Origin of the sequence: Burkholderia sp. Bp9099 (genome assembly GCF_003857805.1) — a bacterium.
GTDB lineage: Bacteria > Pseudomonadota > Gammaproteobacteria > Burkholderiales > Burkholderiaceae > Burkholderia.
This window is the reverse complement of record NZ_QTPU01000030.1, coordinates 1-20,779: the sequence shown is the minus strand read 5'-3', so window position 1 is coordinate 20,779 and position 20,779 is coordinate 1. Positions and strand designations below refer to the sequence as shown.

Sequence of the window (20,779 nt, the reverse complement as noted above, 5' to 3'; positions counted from 1 at the left end):
ATGGCACTCGTCGGCGTACTGGGCGGAATGGGGCCGCTGGCCACGGTCGACTTCATGCATCGCGTGATGCGCCTGACGCGTGCGCGCTGCGACCAGGAGCACTTGCCGATGGTCGTCGCGAACCTGACGCAGACGCCCGATCGTTCGCGCGCGATCATCGACGGCGGGCCCGATCCGCTGCCGGCGCTGCTCGATGGCGTCGCGCTGCTGAACCGCTGCGGTGTCGACGTGATTGCGATCCCGTGCAATTCGGCGCATCACTGGTATGCGCCGCTGCGCGAACGCAGCGCGGCGCCGATCCTGCATATCGTCGATGCGTCGGTGGCCGCGTTGCCGGCCGGCGTGCGGCGCGTCGCCGTGCTCGCCACGGGCGGCACGCTGGTGTCGGGCTTCTACCAGGCGGCGCTGCGTGCGCGCGGCTTCGAACCCGTAATGCCGGACGTGGCCGCGCAGCGCGACATCGCCGCGTGCATCGCGGCGGTCAAGGCGGGGAAGATCGATGCGTCGGTGCGGTGCCTGTCGCGCGCGCTCGCGACGCTGGCGCGACGGGACGTGGGCGTCGCGGTGATGGGCTGCACGGAAATCCCGATCGCCGCGCGGGCGGTGCGCGATGCGCCGTTTGCATTGGTCGACAGCACGAACGAGCTGGCGCGCGCGACGGTCGCCTATGCGGCCGAGCGCGGATGGGGGCGGGCGGTGTGACGCGCGGCGACGGCGGGACGCGCGGCTGTCCGCCACGCATGACGGACGCCGCTCGCGCTAGATCTGATACGGCGCGCGGACGCCCGGTTCGGTGACCGGAAAATCCTTCGTGTTGCGCGATACGAGCAACAGGCCGTTCACTTGCGCCGATGCCCAGACGATCGCATCGGGCAGACGAATGCGACGTTCCTTGCGAATCGTTACGGCGCGGTTCGCCACCATGCTGTCGAGCGGGATGATGTCGAACGACGAAAGCCATGCGCGAATCGCCGCATCGTCGCTCGCCGTCGCGCCGACCATGACTTCCATCCAGGTCACGATGCTGATCGCCCGGTAGTCGTAGCGGGCCAGCTCCGCGCGCGCGGACTCCGCGCCGCCGAGATAGTCGATCAGGATGTTGGTATCGAAGAGGGCTCTTACCATTCCGCGCGCAATGCCTCCTGCCAGGCGAGCCCGTCGAGCGCACGCGCTTTCCAGAGACCGAACACGGCGTGGGTATGGGGCGGCCGTTGCTGCACCTGCACGAGGCAGGCGTCGGCCGGAAGCGCGCGGCCCGGATACCCGGCCGCGCTTTGAGTGTCGATGTGTGCTTTTACCATTCCGAACGCAATGCCTCCTGATAGGTGAGCCCGTCGACCGCGCGATCCTTCCACAGGCCGAATACGTGATCGGCATGCGCGCGCTTGTGTTGCGCGATATACGCGTCGATCGCGTCGCGAATGATCGCGGCGCGAGGGCGTTGCTCAGTCTCGACGATGGCGGCCAGTTCGTCGAGCTGGCCATTCGACAGATCGATCAGGATACGGCTCATCGCAACCTCCGATATATGATATGCATATCATATATACGCATGCGGACGTCCGCAAGTCACCGGCTTGCCCGGCAAGCGCGCCGTTGCGCCGGCAGGCGGCGCAACGGCGGCTCAGGCGGCGATCTTCCTCAGCCAGTCGGCGAGCCGTCTCGCCCCGTCCGGCATGTCCGCATCCTCGCGCGTGCACAGGTAGTAGTCGCGCCCGTCGTCGAGCGCGTGGTCGAACAGCTTCACGAGTTCGCCGCTGGCCAGTTCGCGCTCGACCAGCGGCGCGCGCAGCAGCGCCGCGCCGAGATCCGCGCGCGCCGCGCTCAGCGTCAGTTGCCCGTCCTCGAACATCGGCCCCACCGCATGCGACACGTGCCGCACGCCGGCGCCTTGCAGCCAGTTGACCCAGGTGCTGCGATCCTCGTCGTGCACGAGCGGCGCCTGCGCGAGATCGGCCGGCGTGCGGAACGGCCCGTGGCGCTTCAGGAACGACGGGCTGCACATCGGCACCATCGCGCCCGGCAGCAGCCGCTCGCAGCGGTAGCCGGGCCAGTCGCCGGTGCCGAAGCGGATCGACAGGTCGGACGCGTCGCTTCGATAGTTGCGGTGATGCGCGTACAGCACGGTCACGTCGACGTCGGTGTTCTCGGCGAGGAACGCATGCAGCCGCGGGATGAACCAGCCGATGCCGAGCAGCGGAATCAGGCTGATCGTGATCTGCCGCAGCGACGACCGGTCGCGCACGAAGCGCGTCGCGCTGCGCAGCACCGAGAACGCGGCGCTGATCGAGCGGTAGTAGTCGCGCCCCTCGTCGGTGAGCGCGAGCAGCCGGCCTTCGCGCACGGTCAGCGGCGTCTGGATGAACGCCTCGAGCAGCTGCAACTGGTGGCTGACCGCGGACGGCGTGATGTCGAGCTCGTGCGCGGCCGCGGTGACCGACCCGAGACGCGCGAATGCCTCGAACGCGCGGACGGCGCGTAACGGCGGATCGTGCGGCAATTGTTCGATATTTTTCATGTGTCGAATTTTATCGAAAAATCAGGGTAAGCGACAACGTAAAAATATCCTTTATTTACAGGATATTGCGTTATCGTGTCGGGAATGGCATAAGCATCCAACAATTGAATATTTGGGGTGAGAGTGCCGAATATTTAATATTTTTCATGTTTTGATTCGAATCCCCGAGCCCCGCACATGAAAATCGCCTTTCTTCCCGCCAGCTTCGCATTCTCCGCGGCCGCGCTGATCGCCGCCGTTCCCGCCTTCGCGCAGTCCGCACCGCAGACGATCCTGATCGGTCTCGCCGCGCCGCTCACCGGCCCGTCGGCGCGGATCGGCAAGGATCTGCAGAACGGCGCGCAACTCGCGATCGACGACGCGAACGCGAAACATCCGAGCATCGGCGGCAAGCCGGTCGTCTACAAGCTCGTCGCGGCCGACGATCAATCCGACCCGCGCACGGCCGTCGCGGTCGCGCAGCAGCTCGTCGACCAGCACGTGATCGGCGTCGTCGGCCACTGGAACACCGGTTGCAGCGTGCCGGCGTCGCGCGTCTACCGCGATGCGGGCATTGCGCAGATCGCGCCGGCGTCCACCGGCCACCAATACACGCAGCAGGGCTACGCGACGGCGTTCCGCATCATGGGTCACGACGATGCGGGCGGCAATTTCACCGGCGCCTACGCGGTGAAGACGCTGAAGGCGCAGCGCATCGCGGTGATCGACGATCGCACGTCGTTCGGCGCAGGCCTCGCCGATCAGTTCATCAAGGGCGTGCAGGCGAACGGCGGCACGATCGTCGATCGCCAGTACGTGAACGACAAGACGACCGACTTCAGCGGCGTGCTGACCGCGGTCAAGGGCAAGCGCGCGGATCTCGTGTTCTTCGGCGGGCTCGACGCGCAGGCCGCGCCGATCGCGCGCCGGATGCGCCAGCTCGGTGTGAACGCGCCGCTGCTCGGCGCCGGCGGCTTCGTGAGCCAGACCTTCCTGTCGCTCGCGGGCAAGGACGGCGACGGCGTGACGGCGCTCGAACCGGGCCTGCCGCTCGACCGGATGCCGGGCGGCAAGGCGTTCGACGCCCAGTACCGCGCCCGCTTCAACGCGCCGATCGAACTGCATGCGCCGTTCGCGTACGACGCGGCGGCCACGCTGATCGCGGCCGCGCAAAAGGCCGGCACGACGCAGCCGGCGAAGCTGGTCGCGGCCGTGCGCGCGATCGACCGGCCCGGCGTGACCGGCCGGGTCGCGTTCGACGGTGAAGGCAACCTGAAGGACCCGGCATTCACGATCTACCAGGTGCGCGGCGGCAAGTGGACCGTCGTCGACGTGCTCGGCGGCGCGCACCCGGCAACGAAATAACGACGGAGACGAACCCCATGACCGACACCACCCACGCATCCGCGGCGGCACCCGAGGACACGCGCCTCGGCATCCTCGCGCGGCGCCGCATCGAAGCGGAAATCATCAAGCCGATCTACGAGATCATGAAGCGCGAATTCGGCACCGAGCGCGCGCAGGCCGTGATCGCGGAGGCCGTGCGCGGCGCGGCCGTCGACGCGGGCCGCACGTTCGCCGCGCAGGAGCCCGACGGCACGAGCGTGCAGTCGTTCATCGCGCTGCAGGTGCTGTGGGAGAAGGACGATGCGCTCGACGTCGAGGTGCGCCGCGCGGACGACACGCACTACGACTACGACGTGCATCGCTGCAGCTACGCGGAGATGTATCACGCGATGGGGCTCGGCGAGATCGGCCACCTGCTGAGCTGCGCGCGCGACAGCTACTTCATCGAGGGTTACGACCCGCGCATCGCGCTGACGCGCACGAGCACGATCATGCAGGGCGGCAAGCGCTGCGATTTCCGCTATGCGCTGCAGGCGGCGCCGCGCGACGACACCCCGGAGGCCGGCAATGCGTGACGACCTCGCGACCGCGCCGCGCGTCGACGGCGCGCGCCTGTGGGCATCGCTCGAACGCATGGCGCAGATCGGCGCGACGCCGAAGGGCGGCGTCTGCCGTCTCGCGCTGACCGACCTCGACCGCGAGTCGCGCGACCTGTTCGTGCAGTGGGCGCGCGATGCCGGCTGCACGGTGCGGGTGGACCGGATGGGCAACGTGTTCGCGCGCCGAGCGGGCCGCAATCCCGACGCCGCGCCGGTGATGACCGGCTCGCACGCCGATTCGCAGCCGACGGGCGGCCGTTACGACGGCATCTACGGCGTGCTCGGCGGCCTCGAGGTCGTGCGCGCGCTGAACGACGCGGGCATCGAGACCGAGCGCCCGATCGACGTCGTGATCTGGACCAACGAAGAAGGTTCGCGCTTCGCGCCGGCGATGATCTCGGCCGGCGTGTTCTCGGGCGTCTATTCGCTCGAATACGGGCTGTCGCGCACCGACGGCGCGGGCAGGACGATCGGCGAGGAACTCGCGCGGATCGGCTACGCGGGCGCCGAACCCGTCGGCGGCTATCCGGTGCATGCCGCGTACGAACTGCATATCGAGCAGGGCGCGATTCTCGAACGCGCGGGCAGGACGATCGGCGTCGTGACGGCCGGGCAGGGGCAGCGCTGGTACGAGGTGACGCTCACGGGCGTCGACGCGCACGCGGGCACGACGCCGATGGAATTCCGGCGCGACACGCTGGTGGGCGCCGCGCGGATGATCGAATTCGTCGATGCGCTCGGCCGCCGCCATGCGCCGCACGCGCGCGCGACGGTCGGGATGATCGAGGCGCGGCCGAATTCGCGCAACACGGTGCCGGGCGGCTGTTTCTTCACGGTCGAGTTCCGCCATCCGGACGATGCGGTGCTCGACGAACTCGACGCGGCGCTGCGTGCGGAACTGGCGCGCGTCGCGGCCGACGCCGGGCTCGGCGCGCAGATCGAGCAGATCTTCACGTACCCGCCGGTGCCGTTCGCGCCGCGCTGCATCGACGCGGTGCGCGATGCGGCGCAGGCGCTCGGGCTGTCGCACATGGACATCGTGTCCGGCGCGGGCCACGACGCGTGCTACGTCGCGCGCGTCGCGCCGACCGGCATGATCTTCGTGCCGTGCGTCGACGGGCTGAGCCACAACGAAGCCGAGGCGATCACGCCGGAATGGTCGGCGGCGGGCGCCGACGTGCTGCTGCGTGCGGTGCTGCAAAGCGCGCAGGAACCGGGCGCGTGACGCGCACCTGACGGGCGCGGCTTACTTGCCGGCCTTGCGCCGCGCCATGTACGCGAGGTACGCGACGATCTGGTCGAGTTCCCGATCGCTCAACTGATCGGGCGGGAACGCCGGCATCGCGCGGCCCGGCCAGTCGCGCACCGATGCCGGGTTGCGGATGTAGCGGCGCAGCGCGGCGGGCTGGAAGTAGTCGACCGGATTCATCGGCGTGTTCAGGTCGGGGCCGGCCTGGCTGCTGCCCGCGCCGTCGAGGCGGTGGCACGCGAGGCATTGCGTGACGAACAGCCGCTGGCCCGCCCGGGCCGCATCGTTCGCCGGCAACGCCGGATCGACGGCGAGCGACGGCCAGCGCGCGAGCGGCGACGATTGGATCGTGATGCGCACGATCTGATATGGCCACTGCTCGCCGCGCACCGACGACGCGTCCGGCCCCAGCCACACGAGATAGAACGGCCCCGCGCTGACGTGCTTGCCCGGCAGCTTCGGCCACGGGTGCGCGGGGTCCTCGATCGCGAGCCACGCGACGGCGCCGGCCGGCGCACGGCGGCGCGCGAGATCCATCGGCAGTTGCGCGGCGAACCCGTCGGCCGCGCGCGTTTCGAGCACGCCGTCCGCCGGCAGCGGCGTGTCGCCGAGCAGGGCGGCGAACGGTACCGCGCGGAACGTCATCGGCCGGCCGTACGCGATGTCGCGCGGCACGTGGATGTCCGTCGCGTCGGCGCGCGCGAGCAGCGCCTGGCGCGTCAGGACGCGCGGCGTGCCGTCGGTTTCGAGTTCGAGCGAGCCCTGGGCGGACGCGCGCGTCGCGATCAGGCACACCGTCACCAGCAACAGCGAAAACCACCGGCGCTTCAGCATTCGTTCTCCGTGGGGGCGTTCCGGCGGCGGCAGAAAGGCGAGCGCCGCGGCCGAGGGATGGAATCGGGCGACAGTCTATCCGGTACGGGCGGCGCTGGCGACTTCGGCGCGGGAGTGGGGGCGGCACGAGGAATCCGGCCCGGCTGCCGCTGCAAGTCCGACTACCGGGCGACTACCGGGTGCGGCCGATACGCGCGGAGGGATCGCACTGCGCGATTGGGGTAAAGGCGCGAACGCCTCGATCGAGCGCGTCGGGCCGGATCGACGTGCCGGGTTGCCGTCAATGCGTCGAACACTGCGCGTCGCCCTTCGGCAACGGCGTTTCCCGCGTCGTGTCGAAATCCGCCTCGCGTATCCCGGACGGCGTCAGCGACACGAAATGCATCGTCCCGCCGCGTGCCGGGAACCCGGCGACGCCGGTCGAGCCCCACGGAATCGGCGAACGCTGCACGCCGCTCACCGACATGCCCGTCGGCGAAAGCGCCAGGGTCAGCAGCCGCCCGTCGCGGGTCGGCACATAGGCATGCGTGCCGTCGACACCGATCCCGGCCTCGCGCACCGACGCCGGCAGGCAGTCGAGCGTGGCCAGACGACGGCCGTCCGGGTCGATCAGCATCGCGACGCCGCGATTGTCCGCCGTCGTCGTGACGACGACGAAGCGGTCGACCGCCGGCACATACGCGGACGAATAGACGTAGTACTGGATCGTGCCGTTCAGCGGCCCGAGCATGTCGAGTTTCGCCGTGACCGGATCGAACATCGCGTATTCGAGCGTCGCGTCCGTGCTGCCCTCGATGTATTTTTGCCAGACCAGCAGCGCGCGCCGCGGCGAACCCGCGACCACGGGCCACCATTCGCGGCGGTGCGGCGCGACCGGCACATGGTTCACCACGCGTCCTTCGGCATCGTAGGTTTTCACGTAGACGCCGTTGCCGGTGCCGAGGTTGTCGACGCCGCCGCCGTCGATCCAGTCGGCGGAATAGAACACGACGAAGCGTTCGCCCACCGCGGCGACGTGGCCCGAGTGGCCGCCTGCTTCGACGTCGTTCGGGTAGGGCTTGACCGGCTTCAGGTCGCGCCGATAGACGCCGTATCGCTGGCTGACCACCTGCGGCGTGTTCCAGCCGTCCTCGAACGTGACGAAGATGTCGCCGCGCGGGTTCTGCGCGATCGACACGGGCTCCTGCGCTTCCGGGCGGCTGATGAACGTATGGAGGCGCAGTAGGCGCGGCTTGCCCGGCAGCCATTCGCCGACGTACACGTCATGCGGCCAGTCGCCGTTGCGCAGCGCGCCGCGCGGCACGATGCCCGAGCTGCTGAAGAACACCCAGCGCCGGCCGTCGCCGGCGTCGGCCACGCCGATCCCGTGCATGAAGCGCCGCGGGTCGCCGCGCTCCTGCGGCGACTGAGGTGACGCCGGCGCCTCCACGGTGACGGTGTGCACGACCGGCGCGCCGGCAAACGCGTGCGACGGCGCGGCGAACGCGCAGCACGCGCCGCAGAGCACGGTCGCGACGCGCCACGCGGCGGCGCGCCCGAACGCATGCGGGCGCGCGGTGGCGACTTGGGCCGCGACCGGCCGCCGCATCATTCGACGGTGACCGATTTCGCGAGATTGCGCGGCTTGTCGACGTCGGCGCCGCGCGCGCAGCCGACGTGATACGCGAGCAGCTGCAACGGGATCACGTTGACGATCGGCGACAGCGCGTCGCCCGATTCGCGCACGCGGATCAGGTGCGTGTCGCGGTCGGCGTCGATCTCGAGATGATGGCCGGCGAGCACGTACAGCCGGCCACCGCGCGCGCGCACCTCGGCCATGTTGGACTTCAGCTTCTGGAACAGGCGGTCGTCCGGCGCGATCGTGACGACCGGCATCGCGCTCGTGACGAGCGCGAGCGGGCCATGCTTCAGTTCGCCGGCCGGATAGCCTTCCGCATGGATGTACGACACTTCCTTGAGCTTCAGCGCGCCTTCGAGCGCGATCGGATAGTGAATGCCGCGCCCGAGGAACAGAGCGTTCTCGGTGCGCGCGAACTTCGCGGCCCAGCCCATGATCTGCGTTTCCAGCGCGAGTGCGTGACCGATGCGCTCCGGCAGTTCGTGGAGCTGCTTCAGGTGCGTCGCGACCTGTGCGGCGTCGAGCCGGCCGCGCTGCTGCGCGAGCGCGAGCGTCAGCAGGAACAGCGCGACGAGCTGGGTCGTGAACGCCTTGGTCGACGCGACGCCGAGCTCGATGCCGGCGCGTGTCAGGAAGCTGAGCGGCGCGCTGCGCGCGATCGAACTCGTCGCCACGTTGCAGATTGCCATCGACATGTCCTGGCCCATCGCGCGCGCGCGCTCGATCGCGCCGATCGTGTCGGCGGTCTCGCCGGACTGCGAAATGCCGACGACGAGCGTGCGCGGATCGGGCACGGTATCGCGATAGCGGTATTCGCTCGCGATCTCGACCTGCGCCGGGATGCCCGCGATGCCCTCGAGCCAGTATTTCGCGGTCAGGCCCGCGTAGTAGCTGGTGCCGCAGCCGAGCAGCAGCACGCTTCGGGTCTTCGACAGCAGCGCACGCGTGCTGTCGCTGCCGCCGAACAGCGCGGGCGAGACCGTGTCGATGCCGTCGATCGTGGCGGCGATCGCCTTCGGCTGTTCGAAGATCTCCTTCTGCATGAAGTGCTGGTACGGGCCGAGGGCGGCGTCGTCGTCGCGCGCCTTGACGAGGCACAGCGGACGCTGTGCTTCGCTCCCGACCGAGTCGACCACGGCGATCCGCTCCGGCGTGATCAGCGCGACGTCACCGTCTTCCAGGTAGACGAAACGGTCGGTCAGGTCGCCGAGTGCCGCGCAATCGGACGCGAGATAGTTCTGGTCCGCGCCGATGCCGATCACGAGCGGCGAGCCCGCGCGCGCGGCGACGAGCCGCTGCGGCTCGCGCGCGCTCAGCACGGCGATCGCGTACGCGCCGTGCAGCCGCTTGACCGCGCGAATCACCGCGTCGAACAGGTCGTCGCGATACATGCTGTGGATCAGGTGCGCGATCACCTCGGTGTCGGTCTCGCCGCGAAACGTATAGCCGTGCTCCCGCAGTTCGGCGCGCAGCGCATCGTGGTTTTCGATGATGCCGTTGTGCACGACCGCGATCGTGTCGCCCGACATGATCGGGTGCGCGTTCATTTCCGACGGTGCGCCGTGCGTCGCCCAGCGCGTGTGCGCGATGCACGTCTGCGCTTCGAGACCGAGCGTCAGCACGCGGTCCTGCAAGTCTGCCACGCGCCGCAACGTGCGTTCGCTGCGCAGGCAGCCGTCACGCAGCACGGCGATGCCGCACGAATCGTAGCCGCGATATTCGAGCCGGCTCAGTGCATTGACCAGTTGCGGGACCTGATTTTTCAGGCCGCTTGCTCCGACGATTCCGCACATGATTCACCTCGTCTACAGGAAGTTTTCCGGCCGGCGCGCGACGCGCACCAGGACGATTTCAGGAGCGCCGTCGCGTCATGCGGCGTGCGCCGTGCGTCGTGCGCAGTGCGTTGCGGCACGGCGCCGGTGACCTACTCGCGGGGCTGCGGTCCCGCATGCGCGATCCATTCGATGCCCGAGATCGAGCCGTTCGCGTCGTGCGACGCGACGAGAATGCGCGTCGTGCGCCGTGCGCCGCGCCGGCGGGCGCCCGCGAGCGCGGTCGGCGGCATCGAGCGCATCTTCACGCTGGCCGAGCGCCGCAGCATCTTCGACACGCGCAACCGGTACGCGAGCGGATGCACGACGCGTCCCGCGATCAGCCACGTGACGATCGTGCCGGCGATCAGCGCGATGCTCGTCACGTAGAACACGATCTGCTCGATCGGCATCTCGGCCTCGTTGAACGGCAGCAGGTAGCGGTACGTGTAGATGCAGATCGATGCCCATACTCCTCCGACCAGCGCGGGCCGCACGAGGCGGAACCATGCGACGAGCACGGGCCCGACGACGACGCCGCGCTCGGCGATCATTTCGCGCGGCGCGCGCAGGGAAAGGTCAATAATCGGCGCGTTCTTCATGTTGAATGCCTCGGTCGGGACTGACCCAGACGGCGCGCTTGCCGCGGCCCCGCAGTACGACGGCGGGCAGGGCGACGACGGTGGTGATCATGCTGATCAGCCAGAACGCGACGGGGTACCAGACGGTGTCAAGGAAATACATCAGGAGTTTTTCGTCGTAACGACGATCGATCATGCTGCCGATGATCAGCTGCAGGATGCAGGTCGCGACCAGCAGCATCCCGTGCCAGTGCGGCACCACGGACACATGCCAGTCGGGCGGAAGCGGGTAGACGACGTCGACGAGCGCGAGCAGCAGGATGAACGACATCGAGTAGGCCCACGTGATGCCGATCAGGTACTCGACGAACAGCGGCCACATCATCATCTGGGTCGGCCGCGCGAGCGTGCCCGCGTACTTGATCAGCACCTGGATGCCGCCTTTCGCCCAGCGCAGTCGCTGCCGGTAGAGACCCTTCAGCGTCTCGGGCATCAGGATCCAGCTGAGCGCGTGCGGCTCGTACACGACGCGCCAGTCGCGGCACTGCAGCTTCCAGCTGATGTCGATGTCCTCGGTCAGCATGTCCGAGCTCCAGTAGCCGACGTCGGCGAGCGCGGTCTTGCGGAACATCGTGATCACGCCCGACACCGTGAAGATGCGGCCGTACACTTGCTGCGTGCGCTTGATCAGGCCGACGATCGACGAGAATTCGCCGACCTGCATGCGTCCCAGCAGCGACGTGCGCGTGCGGATGCGCGGGTTGCCGGTGACCGCGCCGACGCCCGGGTCGGTCAGGAAGTGCTCGAGCATCCAGCCGATCGCGTCATGCGCGAGCAGCGCATCGCCGTCGATGCAGAGCAGGTATTCCGCGTTCGATACCGCCGCCGCGGTGGTGAGCCCGACCGCCTTGCCTTCGTTGCGCGCGTGATGGATGACGAGCAGCCGCGGGATCTCGACGGCCAGCTCGTTGAGGATGTCGCCCGTGCGGTCCCGGCTGCCGTCGTTGACCGCGATGATGTCGTAGTTCGGGTAGTCCATCGCGTTGAGGTGGCGGATCACGCTGCGTGCGTTGGCGGCCTCGTTGAAGCACGGCACGACGATCGAGATCTTCGGGATGCCGCTCGCGGCGATCGTGCGCGTCGACAGCTCGCGGCCTTCCTCGAGCAGGAAATAATGGACGACGCCGCCGATCATCCACAGATACGACATGAAGAACGGATAGTAGAAGACGAAGTCCTGCAGGCGCTGGATGATGCCGTGGGTGGTCATGGCGTCTTGGTCCCCTGTGCATGCTGCATCTGCATCAGCGCGTTGATGGAGGTCGGATCGAGGCGCGACTTCAGCGACATCACGTCGCGCATCGCGTCGAGTTCCGGCTGGCCGTTCAGGAAGTTGTCCGGGTAGTAGCCGAAATTCACGGCGCCCTCGCTGCGCAGTCGTCGCATCTGCGCAAGCAGCGTGCCGGCCGGCACCTGCTTCTGCGCGCGCCAGTCGTACGACTGCAGTTCGAACACGGTGCGCTGCAGCCCGCGCTGCTTGGCGCGGACGGCCCGCACGAGCTGGTCCAGCCAGCCCTCGGGATCCTTCGCCTGCTCCATGTACGGCATCGCCATCAGCGCGACGTAGTCGTAGGTGGCGAGGAAATCGTCGTAGTTCTGCGCGTACCACGCTTCCGATTCGGGCTTGAGCACCGGCAGCGCGTAGATGTTGCGCGCGGTCAGCACGTCGCCCACGTTCTGGTGGGCCAGCACGATCTGTTCGAGCTGGCGGGTCAGGTCGATCAGGTAGCGCGACTTCTGGCGCGTCCAGCGTTTCAACAGGTCGGGATTTTCGCGGATCTTGCCGACGTCGGCCGGCAGCCCCCACTGCGAATAGGTGCGCAGCGCATGCCGGCCCGCATCCTCGTAGTCGTCGAGCACGGCGTCGTCGCTGAACAGGATGCCGCTGAACGACGCGTGCTTGCTGAGATCCTCGTAGATCTGCTGGATCATCAGCCGCGCCTCCGGATCGAACGGGCTCAGCCGGAACACGCGCGTGCCGTTTTCGCGGGCCGGCGCGCCGCCGAATGCGCTGACGGCCTCGAGCCCGCGCTGCTTGTCCGGCGGCGGCCGGAACGCGAGCACCGGCATCCACGCGTACACCTGCACGTTGGAGCGCGTGTTGAGCTGCCACGCGGCGCGCGAGAACAGGTCGGCGCGCATCGGCAGGTGCCGGTTCGGGAAATACACCGCTTCGGCCACGCCCGTGCCTTTCGGATCGGCATACGCCTGCAGGTACACCGATTTCGGCTGCATCCGGTAGATGCGTTCGATCAGCTTGCCGAGATTCGCTTCCTGCCGCGCGGGATCCGGATCGTAGACCTGGTCGAGATCGACCTGCACGGTGCGCTCGGGCACGTCGACGTCGCCGCGGTTGGAGGCCGGCTCGCGCATCGAGCGTTCGAACCCGCCGATGTCGACGTCGTACATCATCAGGATCCGTCTCAGCCGGTCCAGCGGCACGTCCGGCGTATTCGGGCCGGCATCGAGGCTGAACTGGATGTCCATGCCGAGCGACGTCGATATCTGGCGCACGGGCTGGTTTTCCGCGCCGTATGGCCACACCATCGAGCGAGCAACGATGCCCGTGTGTTCGCGGATCTGGCGCACGCACGTCTGCAGGTCGTCGTGCACGCGTGCGTGGAATTCGGCGTCGGTTTCATAGCGTTTCTGGTCTTGCAGGTAGAGGTGCGACGTGGTCGCCGGCAGCTCGTTGCCTTGCGGATTCGCGATCGCGCCGTGATGGAGGTTGTGGGTATGGCAGCCGAGCTCGACGAGGTCCGACTGGCCGAGCTTCTTCACCTCGTCCCACGACAGGAAGTAGTCGCGCGGCACCTGGACCTTGTCGCTGATGCGGATCGGCACATTCGGCGGTGCATCGATCCACGCGGTGACGATGCCCATCACGGCCGGATACTTGAAGCGCTCGAGCAGCGGCAGCACTTTCGTGTAGTGGCTGCGAAAGCCGTCGTCGAACGTGAGCAGCACGGAACGCGGCGGCAGCGGCTTGCCGCCGTGCCGGGACGCCTCGATCTGCTTGACCGTGATGGTGTGGTAGTTGTTGGTCTGCAGCCACGAGAAGATCGCGGTCAGCGTGCCGGTATCGACCGCGAACGGATCGACCAGCGCCGACGGGGGCTTGAACGACTCCATCAGGTTGTCGCGCACGTCATGCAGGCAGATGACGCGAAACGTCTTGCCGTCGGCCGGATCGGATGGCGGCAGCAGGTCGATCATCTTGGCGTTCGTCACGCCCGGGAACAGCGAACAGGCGGTGAACGTGCCGAGGCATCCGCACATGAAGGTCCGTCTGGTTTGCATTGCGCGATCTCCTTGCTAGAACGGCAGATTGAGCGACAGGAAGCCGGTTTCGGAGCGCTCGCGCTGGCCGTCGTACGCGTGGCTGCTGACCTCGACGCCATAGCTCAGCGTGATGTCGTGCTTGAACGTCCACGCGTGCTCGAGACGCGCGCTCCACAGCGGGCTGCTGCCGAAGCCGCGCTCGTTGTACACGCCGCCCGACGCCGAGACGCGCTGCTGCAGCGACATGTCGCCCTTCTTCCACAGCGTCAGCTGGTGCATGACGGTCGCCGCGGCCGCATAGTCGCGGCGCGGACTGAAGTAGGGCGCGTCGTTGCGCGTGTTGCTGTCGGTGCCGAGATCCAGCGAGACATTGACGAGCTGCCTGGCGGACGTGTACACACGCTGCGTGGCGGTTGCCGTGATTTCCTGGTGCAGGTTCGAATCGCTGTAGCGGCTCACGCCGTAGCTCAGCTTCACCTCGCGGCGGTCGTTCTGGCGATACACGACCGACGCGTTCGCGGAGCGGCCCCAGATATGCGCGGCATATGCCTTCCACGGCAGCGAGTTATCGTTGCTGTCGAGGCCGGCGCTGACCGTCCAGTAGTCGTTCAGCGCGTACGCGATCGACCCGCGGCCGCCGGTTCGGCCGTCCGAGCCGAACGAGCGCGTGACTTCGCCCTGCACGGTGAGCGGCCCGTGCCGGTAGTCGCCGCCGACGCCTGTGCGCGTGCGGCTGACGCTGCCGGAATCGGTTTGCGCATGGCCGAAGAACGTATGCGAGAAGACGCGCCAGTTGTCGCCGAACGGTTGCGAATACACATAGCTGTCCGACGTGAAGCTGTTGTCGGCCAGCGCGCTGTTGCCGTGCTCGAAGCTCAGGTCGGTCGTGAACACGGGGCTGCGGTATGCCTTGTAGTCGCGCTTGAAGATGCGCACGGCGCCGCTGTCCGGGAACGTGTTGTCGAGGGTCTGCTCGACGTTCTTCGCGGTTGCGTAGTCGTCTGCCGTCAGCGCCGCGCGGCCGAGGCCGGCGAGCATCTCGACGCTGTCCGGGTGGTCGGTCAGCGATGCGCGATACATCGCGATCGCCTGCCGGGGATGCGACTGGCCGGATACCGCGTCGGCGTGCGCGGCACGGACCTCCGCGTTGAACGGCACCTCCTTTTCGAGCTGTTCCAGCGCGGCGATCCCCTCGTCGGTGTGACCCGTGAAGATCAGGTATTGCGCGCGTAGCCGGTAGTAGCGCAGATAGTCGCTTTCTTCCGGACCGACGTTGCGCACTTCGTTGACCGGCGGCAGCGACTTGCCCATGTCGTCGAGCACCTGCTTGGCGTCTGCCGCGCGTGCCTGGTCGACATACGACCAGAACAGCCCTTCGCGAAGTTCGATCGGACGCGTGCGTGCGCCATACTGGAAGCCGCGGGTCGCACGGTCCGTAGGCGACGCGGTCGCCTGGTTCAGCGCACGCTGGTACACGCCGTTCGCCTTGGCCGGTTCGCTCAGGTACAGGTAGGCGTCGCCAACCGCCGCCAGCGCGTCGATCGAGATCTCCGCATTGGACGGGATCGTCTCGAACGTCGCGACGGCCGGCTTCATGTCGCCGCGTGCCGCGAGGGCGACCGTGCGGTCGCCCGCGAGCGCCGTCCTGACCGGCGCATAGTCGGGCGTGGCCGGCATCCGCTTGTCGAGGTCGTCGGCCGCGCGCAGCGCGTTGTCGATCCCGTCGAAGCGGTCCGGACTCGTCATCGAGCGCGACTTGTCGCGTCCGCCGCGCACCTGCTGGCGTATCGACAGCTCTTCCAGCTGCGCGACGTCGACGGCCGAGAACGCATCGGGCCGTGCCTTCGCTTCCTCGAGCGCCTGGATCGCGCCGCCGCTCGCCGCGAGGCCGAACACGTCGTTGCGCACGGTCGCGACATCGGCGGTACGGAGATTCGGTATCTGGGCATTCGGTGTCTGGACGTCGGGGCCTTGCGATCGCTGGATCGATTCGCCAGGTAGCTGGGCGCCGGGCGTCTGCGAATTCGGTGCCTGCGAGGACGGCGGCTGAGCGCCGGGCGTCTGGGTCACCGGCGCAGGCGAGGTCGGCATGGGGGTGCCGGATGCCTGCGCGGTTTGCGTCGGTGTCGTCGCTGTCGTCGCAGCATTCGGCGATGCGGCGGCAGCGGCCGGTGCGGGCTGGGTCGGCGCGTCCGATGCATGCGCGACCGGAGCCGATGTATTCGGTGGCGCGGTGTCCGGCGCCTGGGTAAGCGGCATTGGAGCATCCGACGATTGCGCGGCTGGAGCCGATGTATTCGGCGGCGCGGTGTCGGGTGCCTGGGCAAGCGGGATTGAAGCATCCGACGATTGCGCGGCTGGAGCCGATGTGTTCGGCGGCGCGGTGTCGGGTGCCTGGGCAAGCTGGATTGAAGCGTCCGACGATTGCGCGGCTGGCGCCGACATATTCGGCGACGCGATGTCGGGCGCCTGGGCAAGCTGCTGCGTCTGCGCATCCGATGATCGCGCGTCCGGCGCCGGTTCACTCGGCTGCGCCGCGTCCGGCTCCACCACGACCGTGGTCGGCATCGCCTGCGGCTGCGGGTTCGACGCCTGCGCGATCTGCATCGATGCGTCCGATGCCTGCGCGATCGGCGTCGGCGCATGCGGGGGCAGGGCGTCCGGGCCCTGGGCGAGCCGCATCGACGCCTCCGTCGGCTGCATGCCGGGCGGCAGCGCATCCGGCGCGCCGTGGGTGCCTGCGACTTCCCTCGCGCTGCCCGGTTCCGCGTCGCCTTCGGCGGCAAGACAGGAGCCGGACGCGATGAGCAGCAACAGCAAGGGCGCGTGCAGGAGGATCCGCCGGTTGGGCGGAGCGACGGTGGTGCATTGTTGTTGACGATTGTTAGCCACGATGTCTCCTCACTCTGAAACGATCACATCGGTTGCACGCCCGACGACGCGCGTCGCCGGTCGTCGTGCTGCCGGGCAGAGAGGCCCGGCAGCGTCCGGCCGCTTCACAGGCGGTTGCGGATCGCTTGTCCAAGCAGCGCGCGCGATTCGCTGTTCTTCGGGTCGATGGCGAGGGCCCGGCTCGCGTTGTGCTCGACGCAGGTCCATTCGTCGATCCGTGCGCACCAGCGCGCCCTGGCGAGGGCGCGGGCGCCTTCCATCTCGTCGCGCGTGACGCTGGTGGTCTGCATGTGCGTCGTGTCGGCGATATCCGATTGCGGTTGCCGTGTCGGCGTGGGCTCGGGGTGTTGTCTCGTGCGTGCCAGCGCCTGCGAACGCGACGTCCGGTGCGTGTCAGCGGGGCGTGCCGCGCGAGCGCTCGCGGATGCGGCGTGTGCGCCGGCCGCGAGCGTCGTGGTCGGCACATGCGCGGGGCGCGGGTGTTTCGCGGCGGAGCGGGCGGTCGGTGGTGGCGGCACGGCCGGGGCGGTCGCGGCCGATCCGGCAGGCATTGCCGACGCAAACGGCGTACCCGGTGCGGAAGGCGTCACCGGCTCGGCCTGCCCGGCCGTCGACGCCGCGCGGGAGGCGTCGGCCGTCGCGGCCACGATGGCCTGGCGATACTTCCCGACGGTGGTGCCGATCAAGCCGGCGATGTCGTGCGTCACGGTTGCATGGCTGCCCCCCACGTCTCGCTCGACGTAGGCGAAGGCGCCGAAGATCGCGGCAAATGCAACGATGCTGAGCGCCGCATTCTTTCCCGGTCCCCAGGAGGGCTTCGGCTGACGGACGGGCGCGCCGTCCGGTCGCTCTGCACGAGTCATTCGATTCTCCTGTCGATGGATTGCAGTGCATGACGCGGGTGCGCGCCCTTGGCGCGCGGATTCGACTGACGTTCACCACCGCAACTGCGTGGTGAGTGCGCCGGTTTCGACCACCGCGAACTGGGTCGCTCCCTGATAGGTCCCTTCGACCCGGTAACTTGCATCGGGCACGCTGAACAGACAGCGCGAACCCGTCGCGTTGAATTCGACGAGGACGCGTCCATGCCGTCGCAGCCGCACCTGCACGTTCGACAGCGGTTGCCCGGTGGCGCCCGATACGAACGACACACCGAGGTTGTACGGCCGGCCATCGGGGGGAAGCGGCGCCGTACCGTCGATTCGCGCGTCGCCGCAGACGTACGAAATCACGTATCGCCCGGAGCCGGTATCGGACGAGGGTGTCGGGGCCTGGTTCGGAGTTTGGGCCGCGGCATGAATGCAGAGCGCGGATACGACAATGCCGAGGAGCCGGCGACCATGCTGTTCAAACGAGGAAGACATTGCAACCTCCATCCGGAATCGCTGGCAATGCACTTATTCCGATTTGAAAATTAGCGACGCTATTTCGTTTTGCGACAACGCTATTGATACACGATGGGTTTCGAACAAACAATCATGTGTGGCCCGAATGGGACAAGCTTTAAATGTCTTATTTAAATAGGATTGGCAATAATTCGACGAAATGGATCAGCTCTGAACAAAGGCGATATTGCCGAATATGAAATTTGCTCATCGGTAGCGATGACCATTTTGCAAATTTCCGACGTAAGTGGTGCCGACGTTTGTACCGAAAAATAACGACTGATAAAAGGAAGACTTTCCTCTTTCGTCGAAGCATTACGGTGAATTTCGGAGTGCAGGTCATGGAATCGAAAGAGGGGATATGGCCTTATCGATGAAAAATGCCATTGCATGAAAAGAGAAACTTTTAATTTGTTCTGTAACAGGTTATTTCTGTCGTATGAATCGGAAATTTATCCGAGGTCGATGTTTTCGATGTAAATTAAATGCGATTCGGCTCGCAAACGTTTGCCTGTTTTTACGGGTTTGATCGAGGTACGGAACGCATATCGAAGACGGAGCAGGAGCGGAAAATGCTCCGCGATTGCGCACGTCGAATAACCGCGCGCCGGGCGGATTGCATCCGCGGCGCGCTGGCGAGTCGGGTGAGGGACGGTGAGGGCGCTACCGGCTGCCGCCGGCGCTGCGGCGCGCGATGCGCATGGCCGGCGCGATCGACTCCTCGGCCGCGCGCGCGCCGTCGGCCGCGGTGCGCGGCCGGTTCATGATGTAGGTCCACAGCTGCTCGGCTGCGAGCCCGCGCTTGCGCGCGGACCGGTACAGGCGGATCTCGAGTTCGGTGATCCAGTCCGCCGAGCCCGCGCGGACGAGCGAGCCCTCCGCGAGCTCCTTCGCCACGCAGCTTTCGGGCAGCCAGCCGATCCCGTGCCCGGCCACGACCATCCCCTTCAGCGCCTCGGACATGTGCGTCTCGAAGCACCGGTGCAGCGCGTACGGTTCGGCCGCGTTCAGCAGCAGCATCTCGACCACGTTCCCGAGGAACGCGCCCGACGAATACGCGAGCAGCGGCAGCGGCGCGTCCGGCGTGCCCGGCAGTTCGAATACCGGTTTGCCGCGCGCGTCGGGCGTCGATACCGGCAGGATCCGTTCGACGCCGAGCGTGACGAACGGGAAGTGGTTCGGATCGAGCACGATCGGCAGTTGCGGATGGTGATAGCCGAGCAGCAGGTCGCATTCACCTTCGACGAGCTGCTGCACGCCTTCGGGCACGTTCACCGCGTTGACGCGCGCGGTCACGTGGCCGACTTCGCCGTTCAGCTGCTTGAGCCATTCGGGGAACAGCGTGAACACGAGCGTATGCGCGACCGCGAAGCGCACCACCTGGTCGCTTGCCGCGAACTGGTCATAGCCGTTCACGAGGTTGCGTGCCGCATACATGCTGCGCAGGATGTCCGCGGCCAGCCCGCGGAACATCTGCCCGGCCGGCGTCAGCGCGATCGGGTTGATGCTGCGGTCGACCAGCTTCGCGTCCATCCACGTTTCGAGCGCGGCGATGCGCCGGCTGAACGCCGACTGCGTGAGGTGCCGATGACGCGCGGCCCGGGAAAAGCTCTTGGTATCCGCAAGGCTCAGGAAATCTTCCAGCCACTTTGCTTCCATGTTGATCTTCGCTGTTTATAGTCGGCGCCGGGAGGAGCGGCACCATTTCACTGAACCGGTTTGGTAGCGTACCGCGCCTCGCGCATGGGGGCCGATGTTTTTTTTCGATCGGTGTCAGTCGAAATATGCATGGGCGTTGTCGGCGGGATTACGGCTGCATAAGTTCGAGGTGCCGGACCCGGCTAACCGGTTAGTTCACCGCGTCGAACTGCCCGACCTGCCGCAGACGGTACTTCCCCCAGGGCCGGCCTCGTGCCGGCCCGCCTTTCCGCCATTCCGCCCGGTAACCGAAGGATGCGGCGCCATTCCCGTCCGCGGTGCAGGACGGGCCGCCGCGACGGGCCGCCGCCGCCGCGGCGCGGTTCGCTGCGATGCGGCAAGACCGGCCGAGGAGGTGGCGGGACGCGGTCGAGTGCACGGCGGCGGGAAGCCGTGCCGGTACGGGCTCGGAGCTGCTGCCGGCGGGCAGCGCGGCAACGGGCAGGCATGCGGGCAGGGGGAGGTATTGGTGCAGTGCAGCTTGCACAGTCGTGACACGCAGGGGAACTATGTTTCACAGACGCGGCGCAGCAGCGGCCGTGCACGGGCACGGCACGCCGCTGGCGCGTCCCGCTCCGTGCGTCGCACCATCATGGTGCGGCATGCTGCGGGGGCGTGCCGGCCGCGCGACAAAAAGGGGGACCTGAGGGGTTATCGCAAGGCACGTTCCTTGCAAGGCAGTTAGTACGCCGGTCCGGCATGCGCAATGCCGGGGAAAACGATCGATGGAGAAAAAGATCGATGAAGCCATTCGATGAAATGCTGCAATCCGGCGATATGGTGAGGGCGCCCTACGCGCGCCTCAAGCAGTGGCTCGACACGCAGAACCCTGCAAGCCTCGCCCAGAAAGCCCACGACGCGGAAGGCGTGTTCCGCAGGACGGGCATCACGTTCGCCGTGTACGGCGACGCGCAGGCCGCCGAGCG

The 20,779-nt window shown here is 67.6% G+C and carries 18 protein-coding genes and 1 pseudogene; 5 read left to right on the top strand and 14 right to left on the bottom strand.

Features of this window, described 5'->3' with window-relative positions:
* A complete protein-coding gene (locus DIE17_RS29350) occupies positions 1–702 on the top strand; it encodes an aspartate/glutamate racemase family protein (protein ID WP_044843955.1) in 702 nt (233 codons plus the stop codon).
* A 57-nt stretch (positions 703–759) separates the two neighbouring features.
* Here the strand turns inward: DIE17_RS29350 and DIE17_RS29345 are convergent, their stop codons facing one another.
* From DIE17_RS29345 to DIE17_RS29330, 4 genes are all read right to left on the bottom strand, one after another.
* Positions 760–1,125 (bottom strand): type II toxin-antitoxin system VapC family toxin, encoded by a 366-nt coding sequence (locus DIE17_RS29345; protein ID WP_124667690.1) that lies wholly within the window; start codon positions 1,123–1,125, stop codon positions 760–762.
* Entirely contained in the window at positions 1,119–1,301 is a 183-nt protein-coding gene (locus DIE17_RS29340; protein WP_124921434.1) for a hypothetical protein, read from the bottom strand. The genes DIE17_RS29345 and DIE17_RS29340 overlap by 7 nt, the downstream gene beginning before the upstream one ends.
* Positions 1,295–1,513, bottom strand: a complete 219-nt coding sequence (locus tag DIE17_RS29335; protein WP_044843958.1) for a ribbon-helix-helix protein, CopG family — start codon at positions 1,511–1,513, stop codon at positions 1,295–1,297. The genes DIE17_RS29340 and DIE17_RS29335 overlap by 7 nt, the downstream gene beginning before the upstream one ends.
* Positions 1,514–1,624: 111 nt before the next feature.
* Positions 1,625–2,518 (bottom strand): LysR substrate-binding domain-containing protein, encoded by an 894-nt coding sequence (locus DIE17_RS29330; protein WP_044843959.1) that lies wholly within the window; start codon positions 2,516–2,518, stop codon positions 1,625–1,627.
* A 177-nt stretch (positions 2,519–2,695) separates the two neighbouring features.
* Between DIE17_RS29330 and DIE17_RS29325 the strand changes: the two genes are divergently transcribed.
* Genes DIE17_RS29325 through DIE17_RS29315 form a run of 3 tightly spaced genes read left to right on the top strand, consistent with a single transcriptional unit; the run spans position 2,696 to position 5,668 of the window.
* Complete coding sequence (locus DIE17_RS29325; RefSeq protein WP_044843960.1) at positions 2,696–3,862, top strand: branched-chain amino acid ABC transporter substrate-binding protein; 1,167 nt, start codon at positions 2,696–2,698, stop codon at positions 3,860–3,862.
* Positions 3,863–3,879: 17 nt separating this feature from the next.
* Entirely contained in the window at positions 3,880–4,419 is a 540-nt protein-coding gene (locus DIE17_RS29320; protein WP_044843961.1) for an L-2-amino-thiazoline-4-carboxylic acid hydrolase, read from the top strand.
* Entirely contained in the window at positions 4,412–5,668 is a 1,257-nt protein-coding gene (locus tag DIE17_RS29315; protein WP_124488830.1) for a Zn-dependent hydrolase, read from the top strand. Before DIE17_RS29320 ends, DIE17_RS29315 begins: the two co-directional genes overlap by 8 nt.
* 21 nt (positions 5,669–5,689) lie before the next feature.
* Here DIE17_RS29315 and DIE17_RS29310 read toward each other — a convergent pair whose 3' ends face one another.
* The 10 genes from DIE17_RS29310 to DIE17_RS29265 all read right to left on the bottom strand — a co-directional run bounded on the left by DIE17_RS29310 (position 5,690) and on the right by DIE17_RS29265 (position 19,814).
* Positions 5,690–6,526, bottom strand: coding sequence for a c-type cytochrome (locus DIE17_RS29310; RefSeq protein ID WP_124921433.1), 837 nt, complete (start codon positions 6,524–6,526; stop codon positions 5,690–5,692).
* A 280-nt stretch (positions 6,527–6,806) separates the two neighbouring features.
* Positions 6,807–8,114: a hypothetical protein gene (locus DIE17_RS29305; RefSeq protein ID WP_124921450.1), complete on the bottom strand. Its 1,308-nt coding sequence runs from the start codon at positions 8,112–8,114 to the stop codon at positions 6,807–6,809.
* On the bottom strand, positions 8,114–9,937 hold the full coding sequence (gene glmS, locus DIE17_RS29300) for a glutamine--fructose-6-phosphate transaminase (isomerizing) (RefSeq protein ID WP_124921432.1): 1,824 nt from the start codon (positions 9,935–9,937) through the stop codon (positions 8,114–8,116). Before glmS ends, DIE17_RS29305 begins: the two co-directional genes overlap by 1 nt.
* A 131-nt stretch (positions 9,938–10,068) precedes the next feature.
* Positions 10,069–10,557: a Biofilm PGA synthesis auxiliary protein PgaD gene (locus DIE17_RS29295; protein ID WP_124667685.1), complete on the bottom strand. Its 489-nt coding sequence runs from the start codon at positions 10,555–10,557 to the stop codon at positions 10,069–10,071.
* Positions 10,535–11,806, bottom strand: a complete 1,272-nt coding sequence (gene pgaC, locus DIE17_RS29290; protein ID WP_044843967.1) for a poly-beta-1,6-N-acetyl-D-glucosamine synthase — start codon at positions 11,804–11,806, stop codon at positions 10,535–10,537. Before pgaC ends, DIE17_RS29295 begins: the two co-directional genes overlap by 23 nt.
* On the bottom strand, positions 11,803–13,896 hold the full coding sequence (gene pgaB, locus DIE17_RS29285) for a poly-beta-1,6-N-acetyl-D-glucosamine N-deacetylase PgaB (protein ID WP_124488826.1): 2,094 nt from the start codon (positions 13,894–13,896) through the stop codon (positions 11,803–11,805). The genes pgaC and pgaB overlap by 4 nt, the downstream gene beginning before the upstream one ends.
* A 15-nt stretch (positions 13,897–13,911) precedes the next feature.
* A complete protein-coding gene (pgaA, locus tag DIE17_RS29280) occupies positions 13,912–16,770 on the bottom strand; it encodes a poly-beta-1,6 N-acetyl-D-glucosamine export porin PgaA (protein WP_124921431.1) in 2,859 nt (952 codons plus the stop codon).
* A gap of 104 nt (positions 16,771–16,874) precedes the next feature.
* Positions 16,875–17,633, bottom strand: coding sequence for a hypothetical protein (locus DIE17_RS29275; RefSeq protein WP_124921430.1), 759 nt, complete (start codon positions 17,631–17,633; stop codon positions 16,875–16,877).
* Positions 17,634–17,705: 72 nt separating this feature from the next.
* Positions 17,706–18,134, bottom strand: coding sequence for a hypothetical protein (locus tag DIE17_RS29270; protein WP_044843971.1), 429 nt, complete (start codon positions 18,132–18,134; stop codon positions 17,706–17,708).
* 684 nt (positions 18,135–18,818) lie between these two features.
* Positions 18,819–19,814: a LysR substrate-binding domain-containing protein gene (locus tag DIE17_RS29265; RefSeq protein ID WP_044843972.1), complete on the bottom strand. Its 996-nt coding sequence runs from the start codon at positions 19,812–19,814 to the stop codon at positions 18,819–18,821.
* 738 nt (positions 19,815–20,552) lie between these two features.
* Between DIE17_RS29265 and DIE17_RS29260 the strand changes: the two are divergent.
* Positions 20,553–20,779, top strand: a pseudogene (locus tag DIE17_RS29260) (circularly permuted type 2 ATP-grasp protein); the annotation flags it as partial.

What these genes read in the sequence shown, in the direction of transcription:
- DIE17_RS29350 (WP_044843955.1), top strand. Translation starts at nt 1, where the DNA reads ATGGCACTCGTCGGCGTACTGGGCGGAATGGGGCCGCTGGCCACGGTC.
- DIE17_RS29345 (WP_124667690.1), bottom strand. Translation starts at nt 1,125, where the DNA reads ATGGTAAGAGCCCTCTTCGATACCAACATCCTGATCGACTATCTCGGC.
- DIE17_RS29340 (WP_124921434.1), bottom strand. Translation starts at nt 1,301, where the DNA reads ATGGTAAAAGCACACATCGACACTCAAAGCGCGGCCGGGTATCCGGGC.
- DIE17_RS29335 (WP_044843958.1), bottom strand. Translation starts at nt 1,513, where the DNA reads ATGAGCCGTATCCTGATCGATCTGTCGAATGGCCAGCTCGACGAACTG.
- DIE17_RS29330 (WP_044843959.1), bottom strand. Translation starts at nt 2,518, where the DNA reads ATGAAAAATATCGAACAATTGCCGCACGATCCGCCGTTACGCGCCGTC.
- DIE17_RS29325 (WP_044843960.1), top strand. Translation starts at nt 2,696, where the DNA reads ATGAAAATCGCCTTTCTTCCCGCCAGCTTCGCATTCTCCGCGGCCGCG.
- DIE17_RS29320 (WP_044843961.1), top strand. Translation starts at nt 3,880, where the DNA reads ATGACCGACACCACCCACGCATCCGCGGCGGCACCCGAGGACACGCGC.
- DIE17_RS29315 (WP_124488830.1), top strand. Translation starts at nt 4,412, where the DNA reads ATGCGTGACGACCTCGCGACCGCGCCGCGCGTCGACGGCGCGCGCCTG.
- DIE17_RS29310 (WP_124921433.1), bottom strand. Translation starts at nt 6,526, where the DNA reads ATGCTGAAGCGCCGGTGGTTTTCGCTGTTGCTGGTGACGGTGTGCCTG.
- DIE17_RS29305 (WP_124921450.1), bottom strand. Translation starts at nt 8,114, where the DNA reads ATGCGGCGGCCGGTCGCGGCCCAAGTCGCCACCGCGCGCCCGCATGCG.
- glmS (WP_124921432.1), bottom strand. Translation starts at nt 9,937, where the DNA reads ATGTGCGGAATCGTCGGAGCAAGCGGCCTGAAAAATCAGGTCCCGCAA.
- DIE17_RS29295 (WP_124667685.1), bottom strand. Translation starts at nt 10,557, where the DNA reads ATGAAGAACGCGCCGATTATTGACCTTTCCCTGCGCGCGCCGCGCGAA.
- pgaC (WP_044843967.1), bottom strand. Translation starts at nt 11,806, where the DNA reads ATGACCACCCACGGCATCATCCAGCGCCTGCAGGACTTCGTCTTCTAC.
- pgaB (WP_124488826.1), bottom strand. Translation starts at nt 13,896, where the DNA reads ATGCAAACCAGACGGACCTTCATGTGCGGATGCCTCGGCACGTTCACC.
- DIE17_RS29275 (WP_124921430.1), bottom strand. Translation starts at nt 17,633, where the DNA reads ATGACTCGTGCAGAGCGACCGGACGGCGCGCCCGTCCGTCAGCCGAAG.
- DIE17_RS29270 (WP_044843971.1), bottom strand. Translation starts at nt 18,134, where the DNA reads ATGTCTTCCTCGTTTGAACAGCATGGTCGCCGGCTCCTCGGCATTGTC.
- DIE17_RS29265 (WP_044843972.1), bottom strand. Translation starts at nt 19,814, where the DNA reads ATGGAAGCAAAGTGGCTGGAAGATTTCCTGAGCCTTGCGGATACCAAG.